Source organism: Streptomyces sp. NPDC059455, from assembly GCF_042750115.1.
In the GTDB taxonomy this organism is placed as follows: Bacteria; Actinomycetota; Actinomycetes; order Streptomycetales; family Streptomycetaceae; genus Streptomyces; species Streptomyces endocoffeicus.
Genome location: NZ_JBHYVB010000003.1, coordinates 64803 through 90226, shown reverse-complemented (window position 1 = coordinate 90226; position 25424 = coordinate 64803). Strand labels below are relative to the sequence as shown.

Sequence of the window (25424 nt, the reverse complement as noted above, 5' to 3'; positions counted from 1 at the left end):
TCTATCTCTGGTTCCGCCCCCCCGCGGTGTGTTGGGTGGCCCGCATACCCCGCGGGGGGTCCAGGGGCGGAGCCCCTGGTACGGGAAGGGGCGGGTAGGGGAAAGAACCGCGGACACCCGTAGGCCCCGGCCCGGACGGGGCAGGGACCCGGCCCGGACGGGGCGAGACGACCCATGAGCGAGCCGCCCCACCCCCGCCCGGTACCTCAGCTCTCGAGACTCATGTACAGACGAGTCCCCCGCGGCTCAAAACCAACGCGTTCGTAGACCCGGCGGGAGCCCTCACCCGAGTACTCCAGCCAGACCGACCGGGCTCCCCGGGCGAACATCGTCTCGGCCAGCGCGGCGGTGACCGCGGCGGCGATACCCCGGCCGCGGAAGGCGGGCCGGGTGCCCACGCCCGCCAGTTCGGCGGTGCCCACGGCGGGGGCCGAGCAGGTGGCCCCACCGGCGCAGCCCCCGTCGGGCGCCCGGACGAAGCGCACCGCGCCGCCGTCCTCCTGGATGCGGCGCAGCCGGGCCGCCCCCTCCTCGGAGGCGGCGAACTCACTGGTGAACGCCTCGGACAGCGCGGCGTCGATCGCCCGGTAGTCCTCGTCCGTGGCCGGAACCGCCACCGGAGCGGCCGCCGTGTCCCGGGGAACGGCGAGCCGTTCCGGGGTACACACCAGATACGCGTGCGTGGCCTCCACGCCGAACCCCGCCTCCCGCAGCGCGGGCTCCACGGCGGGCGCGGCGTCCGGCGCGAACTCGAGCCGCGGCTTGAGTCCGCGCACCCGGAACGCCTCGATCAGCTCCATGACGTCCCGGGCGGTGGGCCGGGCGCCGGGAAGAGGGGTGGCGTAGTTGATGTACGGGCTGGTGGTGCCAGGGTCGATCCCCGCCACGAAGCCCCCGGTTTCGACAAGCACGGGGCGGCGGCGAAGGTTGGCTACGGCAAAACTCTGCACGTCAGTGCCCATGGTGAAGTGACCTCACGGATCAACGCGGCGGAAGGCGCCGCGGAAGGAAGCGGTGTTTACGGATGCGTGGGGCCGCCGTGAGGAGACGGGTTGTTGGCACCGATCGCTCAATCGCTCAGTGCCGACGGCGGCCGCTGGGGGACGCCGGGTCCATGGGCTTCAGTCCTTTGATGACAGGTGGGGGAATCGCCACGCGGAACATAGCGCACGGCGTGGCCGGGTGACACATGGTTTTGCGAGCCGACGCGTAACTCCGCCCACCAGAGGATTGACGCGGACACACCACGACTCTACGGTCTCGTCACATCTTGGCGTTCATATCAAAACACAAGCTTCATATACATGGACGCGCGGTCCATACCAACCCCCCACGGGAAGGCAATTCCCATGCGCATCCGTACGCTGCTCACCGCACTGGCGACCGTGACCACCGTCCTCGGTGGCCTGGCCCTCGCTGGCCCCGCCGGTGCCTCCCCCACGGCCGTCTCCGCCGACCCGTCGAAGGCGCCGGGCGGCAACTTCGACCTCTCGGTGTGGCAACTCCAGGAGCCGGTCGGCTCCCCCGGCAAGCCGACGACCATCCCCTCGTCCCGGCTCCAGGGGGCGAGCGGGTTCCAGGACGACTACTTCTACACCGACAAGCGCGACGGGGCGATGACGTTCTGGGCGCCCGAGAAGGGCGTCACCACCCCGAACTCCAACTACGCCCGCTCCGAGCTGCGCGAGATGAACCGCGACGGCGGCGCCGCGGACTGGTCGCTCGGCGGCTCGCACAAGCTGCGGGCGACGCTGCGCGTGGTGTCGGTGACGAAGAACGTCTGCGTCGGCCAGATCCACCTCGGCTCGGGCGGCTCCTCCACGAAGCCGCTGGTGGAGCTGTACTACCGCGCCAACGGCGACATCGTCCTGGGCACCGAGAACTCCCCCGACGGCGGCCAGACGCTGCACAACGTGGGCCATGTGTCGGTCGGCAAGACATGGAACTACACGATCGGCGTCTCCGGCGGCGACACCATCGACCTGACGGTCAACGGCAGCACGACGCACTACGACATCCCCTCGTCCTTCTTCCCGTACAAGCAGTACTTCAAGGCGGGCTCGTACAACCAGTCGTCCTCCGACAGCACGACGCAGGGAGCACGCGTCGGCTTCTACGGGCTGACCGTCTCCCACGGTTGCGCCCACTGGGCGGGGGGGCATCGGGGGGCGCCGGGCCTTGTTCGCCACTAGTCGCCGCTAGTGGCCACTAGTCGCCGCCAGTCGCCGCTAGGACGTCTTGCCGCCGAAGACCTCGGCCACTTCGGGGATGCGGTCGATGTAGCCGTCGAGCAACTTGCGGCCGACGGTCACCGAGTCGACCAGCGGGTGGAGGGAGAACGCCTTCGCGGCATCGGTCCGGGAGCCGGTGACAGCGGCGCTGATGGTGAGCCGCTCGACCGCCTTGACCTGCTGCATCAGGCCCGCTTGGTGCAGGTCGGGCTGGGTGATGGTGTGCGGGTGGACACCGCCCGCGTCAACGGTCACGGGCACCTCGACGACGGCGTCGTGGGGAAGGGCGGAGACGGTGGTTCCGTTGCGCACATTGAGGATCATCGTGGCGCGTTCATTGCGGCTGATCGCGGCCATCACCGCGAGGGCGACCCCGGCATACCCCTGGTGCGCGGGGTCCGGCCGGAAGCCCTCGTCCGGTTGGGCCTCTCCCTGGACGGCGCCCTTGGCCTCGGCCATGTAGTTGGCGCTGCGGTCGGCGATGGTCTTCCGCCACAGCGACACGGCCGCGCCCCCGGCGGCCTCCGTCACCCGCTGGTAGAACTCCTGCTGCTGGCGGGCGAGGAACTCGCCGCGGGTCTGCGGAGCGTCGAGGATGGACCGTACGGCCTCGCGGTTGAAGTAGTAGTAGTACAGGTACTCGTTGGGGATCAGGCCGAGGTCGCGCAGCCACTCGCGCCCGAAGACAACGCCCTCCTCCAGGTCGCCGAGGCGCTCGTCGGCGAGCAGCCGGGGCAGGATGTCCTCGCCGTCGTGCAGCACGCGGCGCATCCAGCCGAGGTGGTTGAGACCGACGTAGTCGAACTGGGCCCGGGACGGGTCGAGGCCGAGGGTCGTGGCGATGCGGCGGCCCAGACCTGACGGCGTGTCGCAGATGCCGAGGACCCGATCGCCGAGGACGCTCTGCATCGCCTCGGTGATCATGCCGGCCGGATTGGTGAAGTTGATGACGTAGGCGTGCGGGGCCAGCCGCCGCACCCGATGCGCGATGTCGAGCATGACGGGGATGGTGCGCAGCCCATAGGCCAGACCACCCGGGCCGGTGGTCTCCTGGCCGAGGACGTCGAGGTCGAGGGCGACCCGCTCGTCGCACATCCGCCCCGCCAGCCCGCCCACACGGATGGCGGCGAACACGAAGTCGCTGCCCTCCAGGGCGTCGTCGAGCGACGTGGTGACCGTCACCCTGGGCGCGTCGGCATGGCCGTCGGCGAACTGGGCGAGCACTTCGGCCATGGCCTTGAGCCGGGCCGGGTCGGTGTCGTACAGCCACACATCGTCGATACGGGGGGAACCCTGATCGTGCAGCAGGGCCTGGTAGACGTATGGCACGCGGAACCCGCCGCCGCCGAGGACGGTCAACTTCATGCGAGTATCACCTTTCCGTCCGCCTCGCGGCAGAGCTGGAGCGTGTTGGGATCGGCACCGCTGGTGGTGATCAGGACGTCGAGATCGGAGAGCGAGCACACGCGCAGCGATCCGGTGCCGGGGAACTTGGTCTCGACGGCGACCAGGACGACCTTTCCAGCGGTCTCGATCATGGCCTGTTTCAGGGGGGCCTCGACGGCCATGTTGTCCACCACATGGCCGTTCGGCCGCACGCCGGTGCAGCTCAGGAAGAGCAGGTCGGCGCTGACCTGGCGAAGTGCCTGCTCGGTGAGGGAGCCGACCAGGGACTGGTAGTTGCGACGCAGCACGCCACCGAGCATCACCAGCCGTACGGCGTCGTCATCGCGGAGTACGTCGAGCACCGGCAGGCTGCTGGTGATGACGGTGACGGGACGGCCCCGCAGCCGGCGAGCGATGGCCAGGGGGGTGGTTCCGATGTCGAGGACGATCACGCTGTCGTCCTCGACCAGCTTCACGGCCTGCTCGGCGATCGCCTCCTTCAGTGCCTCGTCACGCGAGATGACCTGGTCGAACGGGGTCTCGGGCTCCTCCTCCGCACCGGCGGCCTCCGCGATCCCACGCGGCGAAAGGGCCGCTCCACCGTAGGTACGGACCAGCTCGCCGTTGCGGTCGAGGAGGATCAGGTCCCGGCGAATCGTGGACTCGCTGACCTGGAGGTTTTCGGCGAGCTCGCGTACCGAGGCCACTCCGGTGGACCGGAGTGACTCGACGATCTTCGCATGTCGTTTGCGTGAGGTCACGCATTGACGATAGCACCGCATGACTGAAGTCAGTCATAACGATAAGAGACATTCTCGTTGCTGATCGACTCTTGTCATTCGGTAGGGGTGATGCTCATAGTTGAGCACTTCACCGTGGTCGCACCGGAAAGAGGCGGTCTCCGTGCTCGATGTGCTCTTCGCGGGCGAGGTCTTCTGCGACCTCGTCTTCGGCGGCATCCCCCACCTGCCCACCCCAGGAACCGAGGTGTACGCCGACCGGTTCGCCGTCTCCCCCGGGGGAACCGCGAACCGCGCCGTCGCCGCCGCCCGCCTCGGACTGCGGACCGGGATCCTGGGGGTGATCGGCACCGACCTCTTCGGCGAGCACCTCGCCGCCCGGCTCGCAGCCGAGAAGAACCTGGACCCGACCTGGCTGCGCCGCGACCCCGCCGTGCACACCCCGGTCACGGTCGCGGTGACCCAGGAACACGACCGCGCCTTCCTCACCTACGAGGAGAAGGGGGCCCTGCGCCCTGAGGTGTGGGAGGGCGAACTGCCCGCCGTCCGCTTCCTGCAACTCGGGATCGGACGGCCGCTGCCCGCCTGGGCGGCCGAGTTCCGCGCCCGCGGCACCCGTGTGGTGGGCGGCGTCGGCTGGGACCCCACCGGCCAGTGGTCACGGGATCTGCTCACCCGGCTCGCCGAGGTCGACGTGTTCGTCTGCAATGCCGTCGAGGCGACGAGCTACACCCGCACGGGGACGGTCGAGGAGGCCGTGAAGGTCCTCGCCGACCACGTGCCCGACGTCGTCGTGACCGATGGCGGGAACGGCGCGGTCGCGGTGGACGGCGACACCGGCGAACTGATCCGGGTCGCCGTTCCCCGGGTGCCGGCCGTCGATCCCACCGGCGCCGGTGATGTGTTCACCGCGGGACTGATCACCGGCCTGAACCACGACTGGCCCCTCGCCACCCGGCTCCGCTTCGCCGGACTGTGCGCCGCCCTGTCGGTGCAGAGCCTGGGCGGCGCGAACAGCGCACCGCGCTGGGAGGCGATCGACGCCTTCCTCGAACGCACCCCCCGGATTCCGGACGCGGACCTCATCCGCATCCGTGCGATCAAGCCGTAGGGGGGTGTCCGACAGATCTTGACGCCTGCGGCGGGCCGCTCCCCGCCCCGCCCCTTCCCACGCAGAGTCGATGTGCGGCTCCGCCGCGTGGGGGCTCCGCCCCAGACCCCGGGGTCCAGGGGCGAAGCCCCTGGTAACGGGAAGGGACGGGGAGGGGAAAGCACCGGCGTGGCCCACCGGACGCCCCGTAGCTCCCGCGATCCGGTCCGGGTCGGACGACCGCGCCCCGCCACCTCCGACAGACGCCGCCCCAGCCCCGGGCGGCCGCACCCCAGCATCAACCGCACCCCCAACCCCGGGCGGCCGCACCCTCAGCACCAACCGCACCCCCAGCACCAGGAGGACCACCCCATGGTCGAGAGAACCCCACGACACCCCCGTCGGCGCCTCATAGCCGCGGCGGCGCTCGCCACCGGTGTCCTGACCGGTGTCGCGGCCTGCTCCCCCGGCCCGAGCGACGGGTCGGCCACCAGCGCCAAGACCTCGGGCCCGGTCGCCACCGACCCCGCCAAGGCCGGGAAGGTCACCCTCACCGTGTGGGACCAGAACACCGACCCGGGCGCCAACGCCTCCACCGAGGCGCTCAACAAGGCGTTCATGGCGAAGTATCCGAACGTCACCATCAAGCGCGTCTCCCGGTCCTTCGCCGACCTCAAGACCACGCTGAAACTCGCGCTGTCCTCCGCCAACCCGCCCGACGTCGTCCAGGCGAACCAGGGCTACCCCGACATGGGCGCCTTCGTGAAGGCCAAGCTGCTGCAGCCGGTGGACCGCTACGCCAAGGCCTACGGCTGGGACACCGCCTTCCCGTCCCAGTTGCTCGACCTCAACCGCTTCACGCCCGACGGCAAGACCTGGGAGACCGGCAATCTGTACGGCGTCTCACAGACCGGTGAGATCATCGGCATCTACTACAACAAGGCCAAGCTGAAGTCGCTCGGCCTGCCCCTGCCCACCACGCTCACCGGCTTCGAGACCGCAATGGCCAAGGCCAAGGCATCGGGTCTGCAGCCCCTTTCCTACGGCGACTCCGACAAGAGCCCAGGCATCCACATCTTCGGCGTCGTCCAGGCCCTCGCCGCCGGCAAGCCCGAGGTCCGCAAGCTCGTCTTCGACGAGGGCGACGCCAAGTGGACGGACTCCGGCACCCTCAAGGCCGCGACCACGCTGCGCCGCTGGGCCGACAAGGGGTACCTGGGCTCCGGCTTCAACGGCAAGAGCAAGGACCAGGCCGTCGCCTCCTTCGGCCAGGGCAAGTCCCTGTTCCTCCTGGAGGGCACCTGGCAGTCGGCCGTCCTCGCCCCGAAGATGAAGAAGAACGTCGGCTTCACCGCGCTCAGCCCCGCCGCCGGGCAGCCCCCGCTCACCCAGGGCGGCGAGGGCCTCGCGTGGTCCGTGACCTCCAAGTCCAAGCACCCGGACGTCGCCGGCGCGTACATCGACTTCCTCGTCAACAAGAACGGCATGAAGGCCGCCGCCACCCACGGCAACCTGCCGGCCCTTCCGCCGGCCGACTACAAGCCGACCCCCGGCACCGTCGACGCGGACATCCTCACCCGGTGGAAGGCCGTGAGCGAGAAGGACGGACTGCTTCCCTACCTCGACTACACCACCCCGACCTTCTACGACACCCTCACCGCCGCCGTCCAGGAGCTGACCGCCGGACACCTCACCCCCAAGGCGTTCACCAGCCGACTCCAGTCCGACTACTCGTCCTTCCAGAACAGCAGGTAGACCCCAACGCCATGGCCGCCACCGCACACCGCCCGACGGCACGCAAGCGCCCGGCCGGCGCCCCCACCCGGGAGCCGGTCCGGCGCCGCGGCCGCGTCGTCCAGTGGAAGGGCTACCTCTACGCCCTTCCCGCCCTGATCGTCCTCACGGTCTTCCTGCTGATCCCGCTCGGCCAGCTGGTGCAGATCTCCCTCTTCCACTGGGACGGAATCTCCGTCTCCACATGGGCGGGGTTCGACAACTACACCGAGATCGCCCGCGACCCGCGGCTGCGCGCGGGCTTCCTCCACTCCTTCATCCTGATCCTGTTCTTCTCCGTCATCCCGATCGCGCTCGCCCTGATGCTCGCCGCGGTCACCACGCGGGCCGGCCGGCTCCGCGGCGTCTCCGTCTTCCGCGCGATGATCTTCCTGCCGCAGGTGGTCGCCATGGTCGTGACCGCCACCGCCTGGACGGCGATCTACGCTCCCGACGGCGTGCTCAACACCGCGCTGCGCGCCATCGGGCTGGAGTCGGTCGCCCGCCCCTGGCTCGGCGACTTCTCCACCGCCCTGCCCGCCGTCGGACTCATCGGCACCTGGCTGGAGATCGGCCTGTGCCTGGTGCTGTTCATCGCCGGCATCGGGCAGATCCCGGCGGAGCTGTACGAGGCGGCGAAGCTGGACGGGGCAGGCCCGGTGCGGGAGTTCTTCGCCGTCACCCTGCCCGGACTGCGCGGGCAGATCACCGTCGCGCTCACCCTCACCGTGATCGCCGCCCTGCGCACCTTCGACCTGGTGTACGTCGCCACCCACGGCGGTCCGGGCAACGCCACCAGCCTGCCCGCCTACGAGGTCTACAACCGGGCCTTCGGCACCGGCCAGGTCGGCTCGGCCTGCGCCATCGCCGTCACCCTGACCGCGGTGATCCTCCTTCTCACCTTCCTGATCACCAAGGTCCAGCCACAGGAGGACCAGACGTGATCTCCGGCCGCGAACGCGTGCTCAACTACACCATCCTCACCCTCTTCGCCGCGCTGGCCCTGCTGCCACTGATCGGCGTGGTGTCGTCCGCGCTGACCCCCGCCGCGGAGTCCGGGCCCTCCTTCACCTGGCCTCGCCACCTGGACCTGGGCAACTTCGGCACCGCCTGGCGCCAGGGCCACTTCGCCACCTATCTGACCTCCAGCCTGCTGGTCGCGGTCTCGGTGGTGGTCCTGACGGCCGTCCTGGCGATCCTGGCGGGCTTCTCCTTCGCGCACTTCGACTACCCCGGCCGGTCGGCCCTCTTCTACATCACCCTCATCGGGCTGATGGTGCCGCCCGAGGCCTTCGTCATCCCGCTCTACTTCAACCTGCGCGACACCGGACTCACCGACTCCTACTGGTCGCTGATCCTCCCGCAGACCGCCCAGTCCCTCGCCTTCGGCGTCTTCTGGATGCGCAACTTCTTCCGCTCGGTGCCGGTCAGCGTCATCGAGGCGGCGCGCCTGGACGGGGCGTCCGACTGGCGGCTGCTGTGGCGGATCCTGGTGCCCACCAGCCGTCCGGCGCTGCTGACGATGGCGATGCTGGTGTTCATGTGGACCTGGAACGAGTTCCTGCTCCCACTGGTCATGATCACCGACGAGAGCAAGCGCACCGCGCCGCTCGGCCTGGCCTTCTTCCAGAGCGAGCACACCACCCAGTACTCCGTGCTGGCGGCCGCGTCCATCATCGTCGCCCTGCCGGTCGTCGCCTCGTATGTCTTCCTGCAGCGGCACTTCATCTCCGGCATGCTCTCCGGCGCGGTGAAGGGCTGAACGAACGCCCAAGGCCCGGCGGCCGAGAGGCGGGCCGGGCCTTGGACGCCACCTCTGCCGTCAGCCGGCCGGAAACCGGGCCACCCAACGCCGCTGCCAAGGCGTCTCGACGGCCCGGGGGTGATGGTGGGTGCGCGCCCAGGTGACGGCGTCGGCGGGGGCCACCCCCGCCAGGACGGCCAGGCAGGCGATGACGGTCCCGGTCCGGCCGACGCCGCCCCCGCAGGCGACCTCGACGGGCGTGCCCGCCCGCGCCCGCTGGTGCAGCGCGCGAATCTGCCGTACGGCCAGGTCGCGGTCACGGGGCAGCAGAAAGTCGGGCCACTCGACCCATGCGCGCTCCCACCCCAGCTCTCCGTCATGCCGCTCGCGCAACCGGGTGGACCCCAGATACAGCCCGAACCCGGGCAGCGGCCCCTCCGGCCGCGGATGCCGCAGACCGCGCCCCCGAACCCATGAGCCGTCCGGCAGCCGCAGGGCACCCGCCAGCGGTGCGTCACTCATCGGCGCCCCGCCCCCGATCCGAAGCGCCCGGCCACTGCCGACACGGCGTCAGTGTCCTTACTGTCCTTACACATACGCTCACTCTGGCCACGCTTCGCACTTTCCGCAAAGGGCTTGAGTCGTGTGAGGATGTGGCGATGGCGTGGCTGGGGAAAAGCGGGTGGCTTGGGAAAAGCGGGCGGCGGACGGTCGGGCTCACGGCCGCGGCGAGTGCGGCGCTGGCGCTGACCGCCTGCGACCCGGGTGGCTCCGGCAGCGGGGACTCCGGGGACCGCGAGGCGAAGTACAGACGCGTCATCGAAGACCCTCACCCGCGCCCCGCCGATGTCATCGAGGCGGCCGGGGCACCCACCGGCGTGGCCCGCGCGAACGACGGCTCGCTGCTCCTGACGTACCTGGCGAGCAACGTCGAGGACGACGAGGGGCCGGCCGCCACCGCCTGGCGCATCGTCGGCCCCGGCGGTCATACGGTCGCCGAGCACGCGGAACACGCGGACGCGGAGGACGCGCCGCCCGCGTTCAAGGGGGTGCGCGGGGGCTTCGTACGGGTGCCGCCGGGCGAGGGAGCGGAGGGAGCGTACGCCCTCGACGTACACGGCAAGCGGCACAAGGCCGTCATCACCGAGACCCCGTCGCGCACCCGCCCCGGCGATGTCCTGCTCGCCGAACTGGAGCCGACCCTCATCTACCGCCCCGCCACCCGCACCGTGGCGCCCCCGGCCGGAGCGCCGGACTACGCCATCCGCTTCGCCGTCGACGAACGGGGCACCGCCTGGAGCCTGGACCAGCCCCTCACCGAAGCCCCCAACCGCGTCGTATGGCAGCGCGACGGTCACACCCTTGGCTCCAGAGCCGTCCCGAAGCCGTACGCGGGGGGCGTCCTCGCCGCGCGGGGTGGCACCGCGGCGCTGTCCCTCGTCCGGGGCGAGCGCGTGCGCGGCCTGTTGCTGACGACAGACGGCGGCGAACACTGGCGGACGGTCCTCGCCGGGGGGATTCCCTGGAGGGAGCTGAAGCGCGGCCCGGAGTCGCTGGTCCTGGAGTCGCTCGCGGACGGTCGGCTGCTCGTCGGCGAGGAAGGCGGCCGCTACGGGCTCGCCGACGACCGCGCCAACGACGCGTTCCACGCATTGAAGACGCCGGCGGCATTCACGTCGTTGACCGTCGACGGCACGACGCTCTACGGCATCGCGGACGCGACGACGGCGACGTACGACCTGGTGAAGGGCGAAGGGCTATGGATCTCTCGCGACGGTGGACGCGAGTGGCACCGCCACGAGCAGCGCGGATAAGGACCCTGTCGCGCGACGCGCGACCGCGCACACGGGCGACCGCGCACACGGGCGCGCACACGGGCGTCCGGGACAACGAGAACCGACTACTCCTCGTCGGCGACGAACAGCTCGAGGTGCCCGCACTTGGGGCAGCGGTACGCCACTATCTGCCGCCGGGTCCGGCCTATCCGCTTGGCACCCCCGAACAATCCCCGCTCCATCACGCCCTCGATCCAGCGCGCGTACCCGCGCGAGTGCTCGCCGGCGTCCTCGATGAAACCTTCCGCCAGACCGACGGTGCCGCAGTGGGTGCACGTGTAGTCGTTCATGCCGTGAGTGTAGGAGGCCAGGACGGACCCGTAGCCGTCGGCCCCGGCCCGGCTGGGACAACGGAGTGCCTGGGCCTGCGCGGGGCCGAAATCGGCCCCGCGCAGGGGGATCAGGGTCGGCTCAGCAGGTTCAGCGTGTTGGTCGCGTCGTCGACGAAGTAGACCCGGTCGGGGTTTGTGGCGATGGCGAGGCCGAACAGTGCGCCCGCTCCCGGCGGAGTGCCGCTGGTGTCGAGCGTGCGCACGGCCACCTGGTCGCCGCGTGGGGTCGTCTCCACGATATCGCCGTCGCCGCCGTTGACAGTGAGGATGTCGCCCTTCGGGGTGATGTCCATCCCGAGCGGGCCGTTGAGGTGCTGGTCGGTGGTGATCTCACGGCCGGTGCCGGCGCTGGTGCGCCGGGTCAGCGCGTTGGGGATCGCGGTGATGCGGTTGTCGACGGTGTCCGCCACGTAGAGCGTCCCGTCCCGCAGGCCGACACCCGTAGGTCCGATCACGAGAGCCGCCGGGTCGGTCTTCTGCGCGAAGCCCGAACCGATCTCGGTCGTGGTGATCCAGGTCGGCGGCCGGTCGTCGTGGGTGCGCAGGGTGATGCGCAGTACGGTGCCCCGCCGCACGATGTCGCCGCCGCCGGCGACCGTGCCGTTGAGCACGTTGGTGACGAACAGATCGGTTTCATCGCCTCGGCTTTTCGCGGTCATGTCCCAGGGACCGTTGATCCCCTGGCCGCTGAAGGTCCTGCGGACCTTTCCGTGACTGTCCAGCACGAGTAGGCACCCGGCCTGCGCCGTGTCGGATGTGCCGTCGGCGGTGGGCAGACTGCCTACCACCACCCAGCCGCCCGGCAGGATGGACAGTGCGGTGGTCAGGCCCACGCCCCCGGGCACGGTCCCGGCAGGTTCCGCGGGTCGATCTGGGCGAACAGCCTGTTCGTGCCCTTGGGACTGATCTGGACGAGAGTGGTCCCCGTGCCCTGCTCGTTCGCGGCATCGTTGAAATTGCTGACCAGTACGTTGCCGCGCCGCAGGTCACCGATGCCCTTCTTGACCAGGGCGGTGCCGTAGGGGTTCACGTCGCCGTTGGCCGGAACCGTCGACGCGACGGTCGAGACGGTGTGCGGCGGCTCGAGGAACGGTCTCGTGTCCCCGGCTGCCGACACGGCGGATGCCGTCTGACCCACCGTCATGATCGCTGTCGCCGCGGCCACCGCCGCGAGGCGCGAAGCCAAACCAAGCCTCATCAGGGTCGTACCTCCTCAGCGCCGCAGGGTCGCCCTGCGGCGCCACGGCGATCACAGAGAGTTGCCACCCATCACATGAGCGGGCTCCACGCCGCGCCGCATGTCGGACAGAGCCGGATGCGTAACTCCGTCATAGAGCGGGGCGGCTGCTGAGCCGCGCCGGCCAGTAAAGGGAGCCTGCCCCCGGAATCCACATCGCCCGAGCCGGGTGACCCCGATAACTGGTGCCGTATCAGGCAACGTTCGCCCCATTGTTGGGGGCGTGGTCGGTGTCGTGTATTCGGTGCTGTCCGCCAGAATCGGCGCATGCTGAGAGTTGGTTCCGTTGTACTGGGTGTCTCGGATGTGCCGCGTGCGGCCGCATTCTGGATGGAGGCCCTGGGATACGTCCCGCGCGAGGAGCCGGAAGACGACTGGGTGGTGCTGGTGCCGGCGGAAGGGGCCGGGGTACAGCTGGCACTCGGTCTTAGCGAGACACCGGTCCAGGAGCATCCGCGGATCCATCTGGACCTGTATGCCGGGGACGCGGCCGACCAGACAGCCGAAGTCGAGCGGCTGGTGTCCCTGGGGCCCAGCGGGTCGACTGGGATCTTTATCCGGACGATGCCGACTTCGTCGTGCTCGCCGATCCCGAAGGTAACCGCTTCTGCGTCATCGACACCCGTCAGCACTGAGGCGATCGAAGGCAGCCGGTCGGTGGTGACCTGGCGGCGTGCGCAGATCGGTCTCCAACCGCCACGACGCGGATCGCGCTCGCGCTCGACAGCTTCTCCCCTGGTAGGCCCCGATCGACCTCGGCCAGCGGCTGTCGTTGCAGGTCACGTGGTAACGGGAGGCCGTGGCGTTCTCCGGGTCCGGCGCCGGCGGGCTCAGCGGCCGGCCCGTGTCGAGGGCCTGCCAGGTCTTGGCCACCAGGGGCATGTTGGAGTCGAGGTACAGCATGTCGAACGTGTCCGCGCGGAAGCGCGCCCCGTCGTATCCCTGAGCCGGCTTCTTGTCCAACCGCTCCGCCAACTCGTAGAACTTCCGCTTCACTTGCTCCTGCGTGCCGCCCAGGCCGTACCCGGGGTGCGCGGCGGCGTACTTCGCGAAGTCCGGGAACCGGTCCTCCATGCCTCGGCCGAACAGCCGCGCGGCGGTGATGTCGTACCCCTTCGGACCGAGGTTGCTGTCCAGCACGATCCGGTCGCTCTTCCCCGGGAAGAGCGACGTGAAGATCGAACCGAGGGAGGTGCCGTAGGAGCCGCCGAAGTACGAGATCTTCGACTCGTCGAGGGCGGCCCTGATCCGGTCCATGTCGCGGGCGGTGTTCGCGGTGCTGACGTGCGGCAGCATCCACGACGTCTTCGAGCCGGCGCACTGCCGGGCGATGTCCCGCGCGTGGTCCGCCTCCTTCGTGACATCGGCCGCGGTCTTCGCGTACACCGGCCGGTGCTTCAGCTGGTCGGGCGTGAGGTCGCAGGTCACCGGCGTACTGCGGCCGACGCCGCGCGGGTCGAAGCCGATCAGGTCGTACGAGTCCTGCACGTCCTGCGGCAGCCCCGCGGCGGCGAGCGCGGCCGGGTAGCCGAGGCCCCCCCATTCCCGGGCCGCCCGGGTTCACCAGCAGCGCGCCGCGGCGCTTCGAGGGGTTCTCGCTCGTCAGCCGGGAGGCGGCGACGTCGATCTTGCGGCCGTCCGGGTCCTGGTAGTCCAGGGGGACTTCGAGCGTCGCGCACTCCAGCCGGGAGGCGGGGTCCTTACCGGACTTCTTCGGCGTCTTCGACTCCCCGGTGTCCCCGGACTTCTTCTCCGAGTCCTTGCACGAGCCCCACCGCAGGGTGCCGGCCGTCGCCTCGGCGGTGTCCGAGATCGACGGCCCAGACACCCTACGAGGGCGGTCGCCGCCACCGCGGAGGTGACGATGACGAGGGACAGGGCCTTCTTCCGATGCATGTGAGGCCTCCTCAGGTGTCACGTGTCAGGTGTCTGTCGGATGCCGGCCGAATGCCGGCTGTCAGATGCCACGTGCCAGGTACGTGGTGCGGGCCACGGGGTCAGGCGCTCGGTGCGTCCCGCCCGGTGCCGGGCTGGAGCCGGAGGTGGGCCCAGCCGCCGTACGCGATGCCGAGGACCGCGACCAGCCCGAGCAGCACCGTCCGCCCGGCGAGGCCGCCGGGCACCTGGTCGAGGAGCCCCCACCACTGCTCGGACTCCCGGTCCAGCACCCCGTGGATCGCCGTGGGGGTGGCCAGGGCCGCGAGCACCATCCCGAAGGCCTCCAGGGCCAGGTAGCCGCCTCTGCCCATCACGTACTCCGTTCCGCGTCCGGTCGATTCGGTACGTGAACGAGTCTGTTCAACGGGCGCCGCGGACACATCGCACCGGCGTCTCGAACCGTCCTCGACCGCGGTCGAGAGGGTGGTACGACCGAGGTCGGGGGCGGGGTGGACCCGGGTCCGCTGCGCGGGCCCATACGGCCTCGGGAGAATGTCGGCCGTGAACACGGACAAGGTGCCCCGGCTCGGCGGGTGGCAGCAGACCTGGCGGTTGGGAGCAGCCGCGGCGGCGGGCGTCCCGGTGTGGCTCTCCACCGGCATGCTGCTGCCGGACGGGCAGGCGGCGGAGATGGGCCCTGGTTCGCCACCGGCGATCCGCTGGTGGCGCTCGGCTGCCTGACGCTGCTGCTGTGGCGGCGGCGGTTCCCGCTCGCCGTCGCCATGACGGTCGCGATCGCCTCGACGGCATCGACGCTGGCCACCGGCACGGCGCTCCTGGCGCTGACCTCGATCTCCACGCGCCGCCGCCCGGTGGAGATCGGGGCGGTCGTCCTGGCAGCGCGTACACCCGCCGGTACACGGTGACCGGCGGCCACCGCCCTGGTCACCGGGGGCGAATCCGCCGTTGGCGGACCAAGAAGTCCCGACACAGCAGTCAGCCAGTCAGCATCAACGAGAATCAAGGACCATATCCGTGGCAGGACAACGACTTGACGGCAAAGTCACGCTGATCACGGGCGGGACCGGCGGCCTCGGCACAGCGATCGTCGAACTCTTCGCCCACGAAGGCGCCCGGCTAGTGATCACCGATGTCGCCGAAGGCCCCCTGCGGGACCTGTCCCACCGGATCGAGGCACGCGGTGCGGAGGTCGTCGCTGCCCGCCTCGATGTCTCCTCCGCGCGGGAGTAGGACGAAGTGATCACCGTCGTACGCGACCGGTTCGGAACGCTGGACGTGCTCGTGAACCTCGCCGGCATCCTGGACTGGCCAGGTATCGAGGACACGCGGGAAGAGGGTTGGGACCGCGTCATCGACGTGAACCAGAAAGGCACATGGCTCGGCATGAAGGCGGCGTTGCCGCTCCTGCGTGCGAGCCGCAACGCGTCGGCGGCGCTCAGAGCGCAGCCGATGGCATCGACCATGCCGTCGACACGGACACACGGCCGCATCATGACGGTACCGCACCTCGGATCGTTCGATCAGACCGAGAACGGCCATGAACATCTCCAGGCTCGGTGATGTCAAACCTGATCGAATTCAAACAAGGGGTCAGTTACGGACTGGCGCCAATTGGTGTGGTGATCTGCCGCATTCAACCGGTAGTACACGGTCTCCCGACGGCTTCCTCCCGATCCTGTGAAGTCGCCGGCCGAGTGAGCGAGCAGGTAATGCGCGAAATATACGGACCCAGCGGTTCCGGTAACTGTCACCCGGTCGCCCATTTCGATCTTCGGATACGGTCCTTCGTGCATCTCATGAGTGTCCCCAATGGCGTCGGCGCCGCGCTCTGACAAGTATTCCCCGAATCGGAGGTGCGTTCCCGGCCAAACCCGCAGGTTCCCGTTACCGGGAACCTCGTGAGATGTCAGCCATATGCCTGCCAGCAGGGAGAACGAACTGGGTTCCCAGGTACCCGGAATGAGCATGGGCCCGTCAAAATGCGGAACCTCCTGCGGACCGGAACTCGTGTACGGCGGTATGGTCAGGACCACTTGCGCGACACGTGGTTGAGTACTCGGAGCATCCGCCCTGAGCAGTTGGTCGGCGAGCTCTCCGATACCCGCTTCCTTGTAGAGATCAAGGAGAGTGGGCGGCTCCTTCCTGAACAGCTGGTGCCAAATGTAGTACCCGCCGCGGCCTTCCCTCAGGGCCTCGACATCGCCCTTCTGCAGAGTAAATCCTTCGCTCTCCGCCATCGCCGCGATGGCACGACGGCCTCGGGCGACCTGGGCAGGACTGAGAACGTTCGGGATAGTCAGATACCCATTTGTCAGGAAGAAAGCTTTCATTTCGTCCGTGATGATAATGGCGCAGCCCTCCTTGGTCGTTGTCCGCAAGGACTTCGATGCTGTCGTTGGTGACACCGCGACGAGCAGGACCAAGTCCTCGTCGTTCGCGGCGGTGGCCGTGGCGTACCCGCCCGTCGGGCGGGAAGGTGGGGACACCGGGGCCCGTTCCTTCAGTCTGGTCACGGCAGCGCTACGGCACATCACGGTCGGATCCGAAACTGTCGCCATCGCATGCCGAAGTATGCGTCCGGGAAACCGCGTTGTCGCTGCTCTGCCCCGTAGCGCGTTAGAGCGAGGCAGCCCCCGCACGTTCAGACGAGGACGACGATGGTCGATCCGATGGCGTCGTTCCCACCGAAACCGGTCCAGCGACAGTTCGATGGGGCGCCGTCGCGGCCACCTGCCGCGCCCAGTGCCGCGGGATGGTGAGGGCGTGCTTCAAGCACCGGCACGTCTGCGCCACGGCAACGGAACTCCCGGCTCAGGCGGCAGTGAGTACCTTGGCATCGGCTTCCGACTTGACTACCTCTCCACTTGTCCGCAGTCTCCAGATGGCCGGCGTGCTGAGCGCGACCAGCGCGGACAGAAGTTGAACAGCCGCGGCCACCCACAGGGTCGAGTACACACCGATCGCCGCGACCACGGGACCGACCAGCGCCTGTCCGATGGGCTGACAGGCCCACTGCCCGAAGTTGGCGTACGCGCTCACCCGGGACAGTTTGTCCTCGGGGATGTTCCTTTGCATCGTCGTGGCCCACATGGCACCGAAGATGGCAAGACCGACACCGGCGATGAACTCTAGAGAACACATCACGAAAAGTGAAAGCTTAAGCGCCAGGCCGAACGTCGGTAACGTGCCCATCACCAGAGCCGCGACTCCCGTGCGGAGCTGTCTTTCGGAGCGGAGGTGCATGGCGACCATCCCGCCGACGATCAGCCCTACGCCAAGAAAGGCGCTCATCGAGGCCCAGGCTGCCGGGCCGCCCAAATGCTGCTCCGCGAGGAACGGTCCGAGCACCAACACCGCGGCAAGCAGGAGGTTGCTGAGCGAGGAGGTGGTAACGCTCATCCACAACCAGGTCCTACTGCGGAATTCGCTCCAACCCTCGAGGAGGTCGTGCGTGAACGATCCTCCGGCAGTACGCAGTTGTGTCGCGATGGGTATCCGCGAGAGCATCAACGCACTGACGCCGAAGGTCGCCGCATCAGCGGCGATCGCCCACCCCGGTCCGGCGAAGGAGACGATGAGACCTGCCAATGCCGGACCTGCGATATTGCCACCCGACAACGCCATTCCACGCAATGCGTTGGCACGTTGCAGGTGTTCGCCGGATACCAGTGAAGGAACGAGTCCGGCACAGGCCGGGCCGAAGGCGGCACTCGCCACACCCCCCACTGCCTGAAAAGCGGCGAGTTGCCATATCTGGGCGTGGCCGCTGAGGAGCAGTGCTGCCACGATGCCCTGACACGACAGACGGACGAGATCGGCTGTCACCATGATTCGGCGACGCGAGAACCGGTCCGCCAGCACTCCACCGATGAGCAGGGTCGCGGCCATGGGGATGGCTCCTGAAGCCATGACGAACCCTAAGTCGCCGACCGACCCGGTCAGGTCCAGCACCGCGAAAGACAGAGCGACTGCGGTCATGCCATCACCGAGTAAGGAGGTGGTCTCCGCGATGAAAAGCCGACGGAACGCTCTCTCTCGTAAGACCGACCAGGCCATGAACGATCTCTTTTGACCCATTAGATATTTCTCCCACTCAGCTAGTACGGCAGCCGCGATCAGGTGACCTTTGCTGGTCAGGGCAGTGAGTGACCACCTGTTGGCGATAAAGCGGCCCGCTCCACCACGAACACGTTGTGACATATGTGGTTCGTGCGGCGGCTGCGGTTGCCATCGTAGAGGGTGGGCTGGCAGGGCCAAAACGCAGGAGCGATTAAAGCCCCGTTTGCGCGAGTCCACCGAACATCGGGTCGACCTGCTGTGCGACTGCCACAGGCACGGCATGCGCGACCCGGAGCGGGTCGTCGGAAACTGCGCGATGGGGCTGCGGAAGGCGTCGGCCGAAGTATTCCCAATCGCTCGGCATCAACGGTGCCGGGTTCACAAGGCGAAGAATATCACGGACAGCCTTCGGAAATCCGCCCAGCCGGGCGTGATGCAGGTGAGGAAGTCTGCCGATATCCAAGCCGGTACTGGCACATCGCGCTGACCATGCGCGCACATGCCTTCGCGCCGTCCAGGACGCCGGCGCCAGGACGGCAAGTGGGCAGAAGCAGTCCGACGCCCCTGTGCCCGTCAAAGAAATCCGGCGGCTCCTGGCAGCTCGTTCTGCCTACCAGTACCCGCGGAACCGTAAACCTGTATGAACTCACCTCAATGGCGACGCCGACGCCGAGCGTTCAGGAAAGATGACTCGCGCCGGGATCAGGACACGTCTCATCAGCGCAGGACTCGGTGCCCTCGAACCGCCGCGGTCATCGGACAACGGCCAGGTTGCTTGCGGGAAGTCGACCAGCGATCAAAGTGACCGTGCCTTTGTCACTCGAACAGCGATCGCCGACGGTGTACGTAGGGTTTCCTGGGTGTAGCCGAGCTCGCCGATCTCGTCGGCAAGCCACTCCGCATCCCGAACGAAGCACGAATTCTGAACATCCGACGATTTGTCGGCCTCCAAGTCCGCAAATTCCGCGTCGTGCTGAGCCGTGGCCACGAAACAGGCGGTCTCGCCGACACGGAGTGCCTCGGACAGGAGCTCGGAGACATGGAGCCATGGCAGCACACGCCAGATGTCAAGGTTAATGACATTGGCCACCGAAGAGTCATCCGAAGGAAGGTCTGTCCCACAGAAGCTCGGCACCGCTGGATCGCGCCAGTCGCCGAGGACGGAGCGGTAACCCGTTGGCACGGTATCCCAACCCTCTATGCGCCCGGTGCTGAGCAACCACGAATTCCTGGACCGGTCCCGTTCAACCCACCTCTCGATCTCTATGAGATCCTGGCTTCTCACCAAAGTGCGCCCTCGGAGCCTTTCGGCAATCCGCCCAAGTATAAGGATGCGGAGACACTCCACGCTCGGCGGCGCAATCCAATGGCCTTCCCAATGGAATGATTTGTAAGTATCCAATAGGAGAGTCTGGTTGGACCTAATTTCATCCAGGTTGCGCCCGAAGTCCCGAAGGTGAGGGACATGCATTGATCCGGCCTGTGGTGACCACCGCATCACTTCGCCATCTCGGAGGTGCTCCTGTACGCGAAAACCAAATTCGAGATCTTCCAACCCCCACCCGGTGAGCTTTTCATTGAAGCCACCGACCGCAGTAGCGACAGCGGTCCGCATCGCGACATTATGCGTGATGAAGAAGCGATAGCCGATTTGATCAAAATTCGCTTGAATTGCCGGCAGGGTGATAATGGGAATGCGTCCATCTTCCGACACCTCCACCTGTAGTGCCGCAAACGACCTGTAATCACCGTGCTCGATCGGCGCCTGATCGAACAGTGACCTCCGCCTCGGGTCCCTGCGGGCGCCAAGGCTTACCACGACCTGATTGTCTTTGAGCGTCTCCAGGTGCTGCCTGATCAGATCGAAGTCGGCCAGCGTATCACCGTCCAGAAACAGAACGTTGGGTTCGACGACTTCTGCGAGTCCTCGGTTTCGAGCCGCCGCCCTGGAAAGATCGTCTGCCAATCGCACATACGTGAGTGGCAGTTTTGAGCTGTAGGACTGGACCATCGGTTCCAGCGAGGGCGAGCTACCGTTGTCGACAAGAATGACCCGGAACGTCTTCAAGGGAACGTCCTGCTCTTGCAATCGCGCAAGAACCATATCGAGATGCGCCTGTCGATTATGCGCCAGAATGACGACTGCGATCTCTGGAAAATCCATTATCGGCCTCAAATCCCAAGGAATCGTGTAGGGTCAATCGGTTCGGCTGTGTCGGTCAGCACCATGGTGTGCTGAGGGTGCCGGCGTCGCGAAAGCGGTTCGCCGTCTCTGAGGAGCGGATGACGATGGACAGTTGACGATGGGCCCGGGGTGAATCCGCCGGAAGAAGTCGGACCGGCAGCGGCCGACGTGGCCGACGCGTCGGGTAGGGCGCGCCCCACTGCTTCCGATCCCTCTCCCGGGGCATACCTGTGCCGGCCCATGCGTTCCTGCTCCAAAGCGGACGCGTCACGGAGAGGCGAACGTGGTCACGGAGTCCAGGTATTCGGTCGGGTCGACCACTCCGGCCTCCTGGAAGGCCTCCCGGCGTTCGTAGCAGGTGCCACACGTGCCGCAGTGGGTGTCACCACCGCGATAGCACGACCAGCTCTGCGCCAGCGGTGCGCCCAGCCGGGTGCCGTGCTCCGCGATCTGTGCCTTGGACCAGGTCATGAACGGGGCTTCGACCTGGGGTGTCGGAAAGCCCTCGTTCGCTACGGCGACGAGTTCTCGCAGCGTGGTGAGGAACGCCGGTCGGCAGTCGGGGTAGACGAAGTGATCGCCCGCTTGCACCCCCAGTGCGACAGTGCCGGCGCGCACCGCGACTCCCACCGCGACCGCGACGTTGACCAGGACCGCGTTCCGGTTGGGCACGACGGTCGTCCGCATCGACTGCTCGGCGTAATGTCCGCTCGGTACCTCGACGGTGTCGTCGGTGAGCGCGGAACCGGACAGCAGCGCGCCGAATCCGCTCAGGTCCACGACTCGATGGTCGGCGCCGAAGTGGGCCGCGACGGCCCGCGCGGAGTCGATCTCCCGGTGATGCCGTTGCCCGTAGTCGATGGTGACCGCGATGAGCCGGAACCGCAGTGCGGCGTAGTGCGCCATCAGCGTGGTCGAGTCCATCCCGCCGGAAAGCACCACGACGGCAGTGAAGGGATCAGACAGGGAAGGGTCGTCCGGCATTGCTGTCCTCCGATTGCCTGGGATCGGAAAGTTCGGTGAGTCGAGTATCACTGCGCCAGCTCGGCCGCGGATCACGGCCGTGACCGAGAGGTTCCCTGCCGACGGCCGAAGTTCCGGCTTCGGCGCGGGAACTCACCGACTTCGACCGCCGGACAACGGGCTGACCGTCGGTGATCAGTGTCCACAGCGCACGGTTGCGGAACGCCTCAGGAAAGTCATCCCGCCCGGAGATACCCAGCTTGCGATAGGCGCTGGACAGGTGGAGTTCGACGGTGCGGACGGTGATCTCCCGTAACTCCGAGATCTGGCGGTTCGTCATGCCGCGGACCGCGTCGATCAGGATCTCCCGCTCCCGTGCGGTGAGCGACAGGACCCCGCGCAGTGAGGGATGCTCGTGCAACGCCAGGACCTGCTGGCGGATACGGACGCTCAGCGCGGTCGCCCCGCACTGGTCGGCCAACCGCGCCGCCCTGGTCAGCTCGGTGACCGCCTCGTCCCGACGCTTCTGTTGGGCCAGCACGCGGCCCAGATCGCCGGCCGCGTAGGCCAGATCGAGCTGACCCCGGGTCGGCTCCAGCACGGCTATGGCCTCCCGGAGCAACTCCTCCTTCGTGCCGTCGGTGGCGGCCTGGGCCAGCGCGCGCAGACCACGGCCCTGCTCCAGCGGGGACCCGGTGTGCTCGGCGAACCGGACCTGGGAGTCGGCGACCTGCCGCGCCCACCCGGTAAGGCCGACCTGGGCCAACAGCCCGACACCGTAGATCCGCCAGGGAGCGGAGCCCACCAGTCCGCATCCCATCTCGGTGGCGCGCTCACACAACTCCGTCAGGTCCACCGCGGCCCGGTGGAGATCACCGTCCCCGGCGCGCAGAAAGGCCGACGCGAACACCAGGTTCCTGGCCCACCACGAGTCCGGGCGGCGTTCCGGACCGTCATACCGCCGCAACAGCGCCTCGGCGTCACCGGTACGGCCCCCACCGAGCAGGACCAGGGCCAGCAGCCCGACCATCCGCGTGCGCAGTGGCCCGGGCCGGCCCGAGGTTGGCGGCAGCGCGGTCAGGGCGCTGTTCAGATCGTTCTCGGCCGCGGTGAGATTCCCTTCCGCGAACGCGATCTGGGCCCGCACGAACAGCACATCCGGTCGCCGCGTGTAGCGGGGCCCGTAGGTTTCATCGTCGAGTCTGCGCAGGTGGGTCGCGGCCTCGGCCGGGTAGCCGCTCTCCACCAGCACGGTGAGGGCCGCGAGCAGCGCCAACGGTTGGGTGTCGAGTTCGTCGATCTCGCGCTCCAGCGCGGCTCGGGCAAACCGCAGGGCCGCCCGCGGGTCGTCGTTGATCACATGGCGGTACAAGGCGGCCAGGCCGGTCGCGGCCGCCGTCAACGCACCTCCATGAGTCTGCGGACGTTGGGCCAACGTGCTGGTGATCTTCGCGGCCGCCGATGGCGGCTCGTCGGCCACCCGGCTCAGTGTCTGGTAGGCCCGGTCCCAGCCGCGCAGCGAGGTTCCGGCGAGGGCCGCCCCGGTCGCGTCCAGAATCGGCTGGTTCTCCTCGGCCGAGTCGGCCAGGGCTCGTCCGATGTGGCTGACCAGCCGACGCAGCACGAACTCGTCACGCGCCCTCGGCAGCATCTCCACCACTGCTTCGAGCCCGGACACCGCATCGGTTTCGACCCGCAGGCCGACGAGTTCGAGCATGGCCTCGCTCTGCTCGTGCCCGGACGCGCTGTCCACCACGAGCTTGAGGTATCGACGCGCGGTGTCATGGTGACCCTTGCCCCGGGCGATATCCGCCGCCCGTAACATCACACCGGCGGGCCAGGCGCCCTCCTGCGGTACGGTCGAAGCACTCAGGTGGGCCGCGACCATGTCGGCCGGGGCACCGTGTTCGTGCAGGTAGGCAGCCGTGGTCAGATGAACCGCATTGCGGGCCATCAGCGTCATACCGCCGGTCAGTGCGACTCGCAGCAGTGGATGACGCAGTTCCACAGCGTCGCTGTCGGCCACCAGACGCATCCGCACCAGCAGGTCAAGTGCCTTGAGGGCGTCGATCAACCCCAGCCCCGACAGGTGCGCGGCCATGGCGGTGTCCACGCTGCCGAAGCGTCCCGCCACCGCGATCGTCTCGGCCAGCCGCATGACGTGCAGATCGGTGCAGAGTGCCGGCCCCAGCAGGTACTCGACGATGCCGGGGAGCACGGCCTCGTGCACCGCCGCCGGTTCCCAGTGCGCGTCCGCCGCCATCAGCCACGTGCTCAGCGCATCGAGCAGGAATGGATTGCCCACGGTGACACGGTGGCAGGCGGTGGCCAGAGCGCTGTCGAGGCGGCGCCCGAGCCGGTCCCTCAGCATGGTGGTGGCCTGCTGTTCGGTCAGACCGGACAGGACGCTTTCCCGTCCACCGAGCAGCAGCCGGGCCAGTTCCAACGGGGCCCGCGCCGGCTCGCCCAGCCGGACCGACAGAACCAGTACAACCGGCCGGTAGGCGCACACCTGGGTCACACGCTGGAGGAATTCCAGCGAGGCCGAGGAAGCGCGATGTACGTCGTCCACCGTCAGCACCACAAGCGCTTCGTCGGTAAGTACGTCGATCGCCGATCGGACCGCCCCGACCAGCGCACTTTCCCACCCGATATCGGCGGTTGCCCCGGCACGCAGCAGCACCTCGCGGTGCGCGCCCTCGCCCGGGAGCCGCGCGGCCAGAGCCTGCGCCAGGTCGCCGGCCACCTTCGTGGCGTCATCGTGATCGGCCCGACCCCACGCCAACCGGATGCCCAGACCCCCCTGGAGCTCGACGTCATGGACAAACTGATCGAGTAGCGCCGTACGGCCGATACCCGCCTCGCCGGACACCACGTACCGGACCAGGCCCTCGGACATACTGTCCTGGCCGGCCTTGGCCAGCGCACGCCGCGCGTCCCAGCGGCCTACGAAGCTCCTGTGCTGGGTCACGAGCGCGCCGCCGGACGGGCTATGAGTACGACGCCCTGATCACCGATGGCGTGCGGCCGCTGTTCGAAATGGCGGTACAGCACCGGTCGCAGGGCCTCTTTCATGTCCGCGGCGCGCGCATGGCCCTCATACCAGAAATCGACGAGCACCCCTGCGGCTGCCACGACCCGTTCCTCCAGCACAGATTCCGGGAAATGCAGAGCGGCTTCGGTCCGCCACACCGCCAGCCGGGAAAATCCGGCTTCGGCGAGAACCCGCGCGGCAGTCGCGAGCAGGAACCCCTGGTGATCGTGCGGCTCACCGGCCAGAGGCACACAGACTTGATTGATCAGACTGACTAACTCATTGTCCCGGCCACCGCCGATGAGCACGATCCGGGCGGCCGCGTCGGTCTCGTCGCAGACCCGGATCATCTCCCGTACAGCCCGCACCACATCGTCGACGTAAGGCAACACCCAGGCGGCCATGACCGCGTCGAAGCTACGGTCTGGGAACGGCGGCGCCTCGGCGTGGCCGGGCAGCGCACGAATGGTCTCCGACCTGGTCCGCCAGCCGCGATGGCTCAGGCTATGGGGCCCGCGGTAATCCGCCGGCATCCGGTCCTCCGGACCGAAAAGACGCCGAATCTCGGTCTTGTCCAGGAAATCGAGGGCCGAAAGCGGCGTCTCAAACATGGTCACAAGGCCTCCCAGAGCGGATCCTGAAATTTCCGATGGGACATTGCTGGTCAGAGAATGGAGAGGAGACCGCGCGCTCTCATCTACACAAACCAGATCATGCGGCTGTACGCGCTGCGCCGCTCGCCGCGGGCTTCGTCGTCCCGCTCCACCGAGTCTGGGCAGGTCAGCGGCCATCAACCAGGACGCGTGCTGCCTGGGTGTGGCCAGCCAGGCAGCAGACCTGGGCTCGGTCTCAGCTGATCGGGTCCGATTCGCTTCTCGTTCCAGGTGATCCGGTCCGCCGGAGCTGCTTGTCCGGT

Annotated in this window: 22 protein-coding genes and 3 pseudogenes; 10 read left to right on the top strand and 15 right to left on the bottom strand. The window is 68.2% G+C overall.

Annotated elements, in window-relative coordinates:
• Nucleotides 1-206 precede the first annotated feature (206 nt).
• Nucleotides 207-962 (bottom strand): GNAT family N-acetyltransferase, encoded by a 756-nt coding sequence (locus tag ACFXB5_RS02065; RefSeq protein ID WP_385201495.1) that lies wholly within the window; start codon nucleotides 960-962, stop codon nucleotides 207-209.
• 387 nt (nucleotides 963-1349) lie between these two features.
• Here ACFXB5_RS02065 and ACFXB5_RS02060 point away from each other — a divergent pair, with 387 nt between their 5' ends.
• Nucleotides 1350-2192 (top strand): polysaccharide lyase family 7 protein, encoded by an 843-nt coding sequence (locus tag ACFXB5_RS02060; RefSeq protein ID WP_385201493.1) that lies wholly within the window; start codon nucleotides 1350-1352, stop codon nucleotides 2190-2192.
• A 36-nt stretch (nucleotides 2193-2228) separates the two neighbouring features.
• Here ACFXB5_RS02060 and ACFXB5_RS02055 read toward each other — a convergent pair whose 3' ends face one another.
• Both ACFXB5_RS02055 and ACFXB5_RS02050 read right to left on the bottom strand, forming a co-directional pair.
• The gene (locus ACFXB5_RS02055; RefSeq protein WP_385201492.1) at nucleotides 2229-3596 is read right to left on the bottom strand and encodes a 6-phospho-beta-glucosidase; all 1368 of its coding nucleotides are present in this window, start codon (nucleotides 3594-3596) and stop codon (nucleotides 2229-2231) included.
• Nucleotides 3593-4378 (bottom strand): DeoR/GlpR family DNA-binding transcription regulator, encoded by a 786-nt coding sequence (locus ACFXB5_RS02050; protein ID WP_385201491.1) that lies wholly within the window; start codon nucleotides 4376-4378, stop codon nucleotides 3593-3595. Before ACFXB5_RS02050 ends, ACFXB5_RS02055 begins: the two co-directional genes overlap by 4 nt.
• 100 nt (nucleotides 4379-4478) lie before the next feature.
• Between ACFXB5_RS02050 and ACFXB5_RS02045 the strand changes: the two genes are divergently transcribed.
• The 4 genes from ACFXB5_RS02045 to ACFXB5_RS02030 all read left to right on the top strand — a co-directional run bounded on the left by ACFXB5_RS02045 (nucleotide 4479) and on the right by ACFXB5_RS02030 (nucleotide 8982).
• Nucleotides 4479-5468, top strand: coding sequence for a carbohydrate kinase family protein (locus ACFXB5_RS02045; protein ID WP_385201489.1), 990 nt, complete (start codon nucleotides 4479-4481; stop codon nucleotides 5466-5468).
• Nucleotides 5469-5819: 351 nt separating this feature from the next.
• Complete coding sequence (locus ACFXB5_RS02040) at nucleotides 5820-7202, top strand: extracellular solute-binding protein (protein ID WP_385201487.1); 1383 nt, start codon at nucleotides 5820-5822, stop codon at nucleotides 7200-7202.
• An 11-nt stretch (nucleotides 7203-7213) separates the two neighbouring features.
• A complete protein-coding gene (locus ACFXB5_RS02035; protein ID WP_385201485.1) occupies nucleotides 7214-8164 on the top strand; it encodes a carbohydrate ABC transporter permease in 951 nt (316 codons plus the stop codon).
• Nucleotides 8161-8982, top strand: a complete 822-nt coding sequence (locus tag ACFXB5_RS02030; RefSeq protein WP_385201484.1) for a carbohydrate ABC transporter permease — start codon at nucleotides 8161-8163, stop codon at nucleotides 8980-8982. Before ACFXB5_RS02035 ends, ACFXB5_RS02030 begins: the two co-directional genes overlap by 4 nt.
• Before the next feature lie 60 nt (nucleotides 8983-9042).
• On the opposite strand, the gene ACFXB5_RS02025 is transcribed toward ACFXB5_RS02030, so the two are convergent.
• Nucleotides 9043-9486: a protein-tyrosine phosphatase family protein gene (locus tag ACFXB5_RS02025; RefSeq protein WP_385201482.1), complete on the bottom strand. Its 444-nt coding sequence runs from the start codon at nucleotides 9484-9486 to the stop codon at nucleotides 9043-9045.
• A gap of 137 nt (nucleotides 9487-9623) precedes the next feature.
• On the opposite strand from ACFXB5_RS02025, the gene ACFXB5_RS02020 reads away from it, so the two are divergent.
• Nucleotides 9624-10778: a hypothetical protein gene (locus ACFXB5_RS02020; RefSeq protein WP_385201480.1), complete on the top strand. Its 1155-nt coding sequence runs from the start codon at nucleotides 9624-9626 to the stop codon at nucleotides 10776-10778.
• Nucleotides 10779-10864: 86 nt separating this feature from the next.
• Here ACFXB5_RS02020 and ACFXB5_RS02015 read toward each other — a convergent pair whose 3' ends face one another.
• The 3 genes from ACFXB5_RS02015 to ACFXB5_RS02005 form a co-directional block, all read right to left on the bottom strand.
• On the bottom strand, nucleotides 10865-11089 hold the full coding sequence (locus tag ACFXB5_RS02015) for a hypothetical protein (protein WP_385201478.1): 225 nt from the start codon (nucleotides 11087-11089) through the stop codon (nucleotides 10865-10867).
• 110 nt (nucleotides 11090-11199) lie between these two features.
• Entirely contained in the window at nucleotides 11200-11964 is a 765-nt protein-coding gene (locus tag ACFXB5_RS02010) for a hypothetical protein (protein ID WP_385201476.1), read from the bottom strand.
• A complete protein-coding gene (locus ACFXB5_RS02005) occupies nucleotides 11955-12317 on the bottom strand; it encodes a hypothetical protein (protein WP_385201474.1) in 363 nt (120 codons plus the stop codon). The genes ACFXB5_RS02010 and ACFXB5_RS02005 overlap by 10 nt, the downstream gene beginning before the upstream one ends.
• A gap of 318 nt (nucleotides 12318-12635) precedes the next feature.
• Between ACFXB5_RS02005 and ACFXB5_RS02000 the strand changes: the two are divergent.
• A pseudogene (locus ACFXB5_RS02000) lies at nucleotides 12636-13003 on the top strand (VOC family protein).
• Here the strand turns inward: ACFXB5_RS02000 and ACFXB5_RS01995 are convergent.
• Both ACFXB5_RS01995 and ACFXB5_RS01990 read right to left on the bottom strand, forming a co-directional pair.
• Complete coding sequence (locus tag ACFXB5_RS01995; protein WP_385201472.1) at nucleotides 12981-13856, bottom strand: alpha/beta fold hydrolase; 876 nt, start codon at nucleotides 13854-13856, stop codon at nucleotides 12981-12983. The pseudogene ACFXB5_RS02000 and the gene ACFXB5_RS01995 sit on opposite strands and share 23 nt — an antisense overlap.
• A gap of 509 nt (nucleotides 13857-14365) precedes the next feature.
• Complete coding sequence (locus tag ACFXB5_RS01990; RefSeq protein ID WP_385201470.1) at nucleotides 14366-14617, bottom strand: hypothetical protein; 252 nt, start codon at nucleotides 14615-14617, stop codon at nucleotides 14366-14368.
• Between the two features lie 181 nt (nucleotides 14618-14798).
• Between ACFXB5_RS01990 and ACFXB5_RS01985 the strand changes: the two are divergent.
• Nucleotides 14799-15145: pseudogene (locus tag ACFXB5_RS01985) on the top strand (sensor histidine kinase); the annotation flags it as partial.
• Nucleotides 15146-15281: 136 nt separating this feature from the next.
• Nucleotides 15282-15695, top strand: a pseudogene (locus ACFXB5_RS01980) (SDR family NAD(P)-dependent oxidoreductase); the annotation flags it as partial.
• A gap of 134 nt (nucleotides 15696-15829) precedes the next feature.
• On the opposite strand, the gene ACFXB5_RS01975 reads toward ACFXB5_RS01980, so the two are convergent.
• Nucleotides 15830-16780 (bottom strand): phytanoyl-CoA dioxygenase family protein, encoded by a 951-nt coding sequence (locus tag ACFXB5_RS01975; RefSeq protein WP_385201468.1) that lies wholly within the window; start codon nucleotides 16778-16780, stop codon nucleotides 15830-15832.
• Between the two features lie 298 nt (nucleotides 16781-17078).
• Entirely contained in the window at nucleotides 17079-18467 is a 1389-nt protein-coding gene (locus tag ACFXB5_RS01970; protein ID WP_385201466.1) for an MFS transporter, read from the bottom strand.
• On the opposite strand from ACFXB5_RS01970, the gene ACFXB5_RS01965 reads away from it, so the two are divergent.
• Nucleotides 18409-18813, top strand: a complete 405-nt coding sequence (locus ACFXB5_RS01965) for a transposase (RefSeq protein WP_385201464.1) — start codon at nucleotides 18409-18411, stop codon at nucleotides 18811-18813. The genes ACFXB5_RS01970 and ACFXB5_RS01965 overlap by 59 nt on opposite strands.
• A 309-nt stretch (nucleotides 18814-19122) precedes the next feature.
• Here ACFXB5_RS01965 and ACFXB5_RS01960 read toward each other — a convergent pair whose 3' ends face one another.
• The 4 genes from ACFXB5_RS01960 to ACFXB5_RS01945 form a co-directional block, all read right to left on the bottom strand.
• Nucleotides 19123-20490, bottom strand: a complete 1368-nt coding sequence (locus ACFXB5_RS01960; RefSeq protein ID WP_385201462.1) for a glycosyltransferase family 2 protein — start codon at nucleotides 20488-20490, stop codon at nucleotides 19123-19125.
• Between the two features lie 288 nt (nucleotides 20491-20778).
• On the bottom strand, nucleotides 20779-21453 hold the full coding sequence (gene queC, locus ACFXB5_RS01955) for a 7-cyano-7-deazaguanine synthase QueC (protein ID WP_385201460.1): 675 nt from the start codon (nucleotides 21451-21453) through the stop codon (nucleotides 20779-20781).
• 16 nt (nucleotides 21454-21469) lie between these two features.
• A complete protein-coding gene (locus ACFXB5_RS01950) occupies nucleotides 21470-24445 on the bottom strand; it encodes an AAA family ATPase (RefSeq protein WP_385201459.1) in 2976 nt (991 codons plus the stop codon).
• Nucleotides 24442-25119, bottom strand: coding sequence for a methyltransferase domain-containing protein (locus tag ACFXB5_RS01945; protein ID WP_385201592.1), 678 nt, complete (start codon nucleotides 25117-25119; stop codon nucleotides 24442-24444). The genes ACFXB5_RS01950 and ACFXB5_RS01945 overlap by 4 nt, the downstream gene beginning before the upstream one ends.
• Nucleotides 25120-25424: the final 305 nt, after the last annotated feature.

Excerpts from the sequence above, each read along its gene's own strand:
- ACFXB5_RS02065 (WP_385201495.1), bottom strand. The coding sequence starts at position 962 with ATGGGCACTGACGTGCAGAGTTTTGCCGTAGCCAACCTTCGCCGCCGC.
- ACFXB5_RS02060 (WP_385201493.1), top strand. The coding sequence starts at position 1,350 with ATGCGCATCCGTACGCTGCTCACCGCACTGGCGACCGTGACCACCGTC.
- ACFXB5_RS02055 (WP_385201492.1), bottom strand. The coding sequence starts at position 3,596 with ATGAAGTTGACCGTCCTCGGCGGCGGCGGGTTCCGCGTGCCATACGTC.
- ACFXB5_RS02040 (WP_385201487.1), top strand. The coding sequence starts at position 5,820 with ATGGTCGAGAGAACCCCACGACACCCCCGTCGGCGCCTCATAGCCGCG.
- ACFXB5_RS02035 (WP_385201485.1), top strand. The coding sequence starts at position 7,214 with ATGGCCGCCACCGCACACCGCCCGACGGCACGCAAGCGCCCGGCCGGC.
- ACFXB5_RS02025 (WP_385201482.1), bottom strand. The coding sequence starts at position 9,486 with ATGAGTGACGCACCGCTGGCGGGTGCCCTGCGGCTGCCGGACGGCTCA.
- ACFXB5_RS02020 (WP_385201480.1), top strand. The coding sequence starts at position 9,624 with ATGGCGTGGCTGGGGAAAAGCGGGTGGCTTGGGAAAAGCGGGCGGCGG.
- ACFXB5_RS02015 (WP_385201478.1), bottom strand. The coding sequence starts at position 11,089 with ATGAACGACTACACGTGCACCCACTGCGGCACCGTCGGTCTGGCGGAA.
- ACFXB5_RS01990 (WP_385201470.1), bottom strand. The coding sequence starts at position 14,617 with ATGGGCAGAGGCGGCTACCTGGCCCTGGAGGCCTTCGGGATGGTGCTC.
- ACFXB5_RS01970 (WP_385201466.1), bottom strand. The coding sequence starts at position 18,467 with ATGTCACAACGTGTTCGTGGTGGAGCGGGCCGCTTTATCGCCAACAGG.
- ACFXB5_RS01960 (WP_385201462.1), bottom strand. The coding sequence starts at position 20,490 with ATGGATTTTCCAGAGATCGCAGTCGTCATTCTGGCGCATAATCGACAG.
- ACFXB5_RS01945 (WP_385201592.1), bottom strand. The coding sequence starts at position 25,119 with ATGTTTGAGACGCCGCTTTCGGCCCTCGATTTCCTGGACAAGACCGAG.